Origin of the sequence: Granulicatella balaenopterae (genome assembly GCF_900111135.1) — a bacterium.
In the GTDB taxonomy this organism is placed as follows: domain Bacteria; phylum Bacillota; class Bacilli; order Lactobacillales; family Aerococcaceae; genus Granulicatella; species Granulicatella balaenopterae.
Window position 1 is genome coordinate 1 of sequence record NZ_FOGF01000071.1, and the last position, 3280, is coordinate 3280.

Sequence of the window (3280 nt, forward strand, 5' to 3'; positions counted from 1 at the left end):
GAGGTATGAGAAATACCTTTTCTGCACTATTCTAACCTTGTAAAAAACTTTATTAATTCTATATTTTTTTTACTAACTAAATTTCAGACACATACAATTTAGTGTAAAAAGTTGACAAATGAGTTTAGAAACCATATGATAGTAAGGAGTTGAATGCTTAAGTTATCTGATTGTAAGCAAGGTAATTAAAGAGTATATAAATAGACAATGCATGAGAGAAAGTAGTGAGAAAATGGCTCAAAAGAAAGCGGCATTAGCATGTTCAGTATGTGGTTCACGTAACTATACAATTACTTTAGGACAAAATCGTCGTGTTGAACGATTAGAATTAAAGAAGTTTTGTAAATACTGTAATAAAAAAACTGTGCATAAAGAAACAAAATAATTAGTCGTTATATTAGAACAATCGAAGAGAACAGATAGGAGAATGTATCATGAAATTTATGTCAAGCGTAATTCAAGAAATGAAGTTAGTTACTTGGCCAACAGGTAAAAAAGTCACTAAATATACTATTACAGTTATTATGACAATTGTTTTAGCAGCTGGATTCTTTGCAATTGTTGATGCAGGGATTGGGGCTTTATTTAACGCATTATTATCAAAATAATGAGTGTCATTTCTTTAAAGAAGTGATATACTAAAGATGTACGAAAGAAACTTCCGGCTAACTGGGGGTTTTTTTATATAGAAAAAATTAAAATACCAATAGGGGGACGATATAGTGTCATATGAAGATTCAAAAGAATGGTATGTCTTACATACTTATTCAGGATATGAAAATAAAGTAAAATCAAACATCGAGCAACGTGCTCAAAGCATGGGAATGGAAGATAATATTTTCCGAGTAATTGTACCAGAAGAAACAGAAGTAGAAGTGCGTGAAGATGGCAAAGACAAAGAAATCGTTCACAAAACTTTCCCTGGTTATGTATTAATCGAAATGAAAATGTCTGACCAAGCTTGGTATATCGTTCGTAATACTCCAGGCGTAACTGGTTTCGTAGGTTCTCATGGTGCCGGTTCTAAGCCATCGCCATTATTACCAGAAGAGATTGAAATCATCTTAAATCGTATGGGCGAAACTGCACGTGTAGCTTCAAACATTGAGGTTAATGTTGGTGATTTCGTCATTATTACTGATGGTGCCTTTGATGGTATGACTGGTAAAGTTACTGAAATCGACCACGAAAAACAACGCCTTAAAGCTGTTATTGAAATGTTTGGCCGTGAAACAATTGCAGAAGTAGATTTCAATCAAGTGAAAGAGGATGATTCTTATTAATAAGTACAAAGGAATGTTGGAACAATTTGTGCGTTATGCTAAGGTAGATACGAGAAGTGATTTACATAGTGTAGAAGTTCCATCAACAGCAAAGCAAGTGGATTTTTTAATGTTATTACAAGAGGAATTAAAAGAACTTGGATTTTGTGATGTGATGTATGATGAATTAACAACTTTTTTAACCGCAACTATTCCAAGTAATTTGCCAGAAGAGCATGCCGATGTTCCGACAATTGGGTTTATTGCGCATGTTGATACGGCTGATTTTAATTCCGAAAACATCCAGCCACAAGTTTTTCATCATTATGATGGGCAGGATGTCGTACTAAATCAAGAACAAAATATCGTTATGAGTGTGGAAGAATTTCCACATTTAAAGAATTATGTCGGGGAGACTTTGGTTACAACAGATGGTACAACTCTTTTAGGGGCAGATGATAAAGCGGGCTTAGTTTCCATTGTGCAAGCTGGTATCTATTTATTGAACCACCCAGAAATAAAGCACGGTAAAATACGACTAGCTTTTGGCTGTGATGAAGAGATTGGTAAAGGTGCTCATCGCTTTGATGCGGAATCTTTTGGTGCAGATTTTGCCTATACTTTAGATAGTGGTGAGGTAGGTAAGTTAGAATATGAAACATTTAATGCAGCGGGAGCTAAGTTAGTCTTCCACGGCACAAGTGTCCACCCAGGTAGCGCATATGGTGTAATGGTGAATGCTCTAGCTGAAGCAGCTAAGTTCTTTAATCGTTTGCCAAAAGTTGAAGTCCCAGAAAAAACAAAAGGTTATGACGGCTTTTATATGTTATCCCAACAAAAAGGTGATATCGGTGAAGTGCGTGCAACTTATATTATTCGCGACCATTCTAAAGAGAAGTTCTTAGAACGTAAAGCGAACTTTTTACAATTAGTAGAAGAACAAAATAATACCTATGACCACCCAAGAATAGACTGCACAATTGTCGATCAATATTATAATATGTACGATATCTTAAAAGAGGATATGACCCCAGTTGAGTTAGCTAAAGAAGCTTACCGAGCATGTGGCATCGAACCAGTTATTAATCCATTTCGTGGGGGAACAGATGGTTGTATTATTACATTCAAAGGCATTCCAACACCGAATTTATTTACTGGTGCTGAGAATTTACATGGCCAATATGAATTTGTCACATTGGAAAGCATGCAAAAAGCTAGCGATGTCGTTTTGAAAATAATTGAATTAACTACTGATAAATAATATTCTATCGAAGGTTACTATTACTGATCAAATATACTAGACAATAGAATAATTTTATAAAATTGAACTCTCATGAAAGTGGGGGTTCTTTTTTGTTTTTTATTGCTATTATTTCACAAAGAAAAAACGTTTTAAAATTACTGCCAAGAAATTTCCGAAGCTTTAGCTTAGTGTGTAGTTCACACCCTAATGAAAGTGAAATGCCGTCGATGGAAATAGTTTCTTTATTAGAAGAAAAATTTTTTTGAAACAAAAAACAAGTATTAATCACTGTATTAGAAACCTCAAAAATCAATTAAAAAAGCTACAAAAACAAGCTTGCTACGCACAACTAAGGCTACATTAGAGGTCGTTTTGCATTTTAAGACAATTTTTTCAAAAAACTTTCAAAAACTTATTGACAGTTATTTAATTTCCGTGGTATTATATTTTTACTGTTTGAGAAAAGCACAACACAAACAAAACGATTTTAAAAAAGTTTTAAAAAAGTGTTGACAAGCACCAACAAATTAAGGTATTATGATTTTGCTGTTTGAAATAAAGCAGAAAACATTTTCCACTGAAAATTATTTTTTAAAAATATTTTCAAAAAAGTGTTGACAAGCAAAATCAAGCATGATATTATTTAGAAGTTGTCAGAACGATAACGAAAAATATTGACCTTTGAAAATTGAACAAAGAAGACGAACCAAATGTGTAGGGGCTTCATTTTTTAATGAAGCAAACTATCAATTTCTTTTTATAATAGAAATAAAAC

4 protein-coding genes are annotated in these 3280 nt (G+C 33.2%); all 4 read left to right on the forward strand.

Translation table 11 applies throughout. From position 1 onward, the window contains the following. Window positions 1–232 precede the first annotated feature (232 nt). The 4 genes from rpmG to pepT all read left to right on the forward strand — a co-directional run bounded on the left by rpmG (window position 233) and on the right by pepT (window position 2523). Window positions 233–385, forward strand: a complete 153-nt coding sequence (gene rpmG, locus BMX09_RS09625; protein WP_089748082.1) for a 50S ribosomal protein L33 — start codon at window positions 233–235, stop codon at window positions 383–385. 49 nt (window positions 386–434) lie between these two features. Continuing rightward, window positions 435–608: a preprotein translocase subunit SecE gene (gene secE / locus BMX09_RS09630; protein WP_089748084.1), complete on the forward strand. Its 174-nt coding sequence runs from the start codon at window positions 435–437 to the stop codon at window positions 606–608. A gap of 111 nt (window positions 609–719) precedes the next feature. Then, window positions 720–1283, forward strand: a complete 564-nt coding sequence (gene nusG / locus BMX09_RS09635; protein WP_089748086.1) for a transcription termination/antitermination protein NusG — start codon at window positions 720–722, stop codon at window positions 1281–1283. Further along, window positions 1270–2523, forward strand: coding sequence for a peptidase T (gene pepT, locus BMX09_RS09640; RefSeq protein WP_089748088.1), 1254 nt, complete (start codon window positions 1270–1272; stop codon window positions 2521–2523). Before nusG ends, pepT begins: the two co-directional genes overlap by 14 nt. The last annotated feature ends 757 nt before the right edge of the window (window positions 2524–3280 follow it).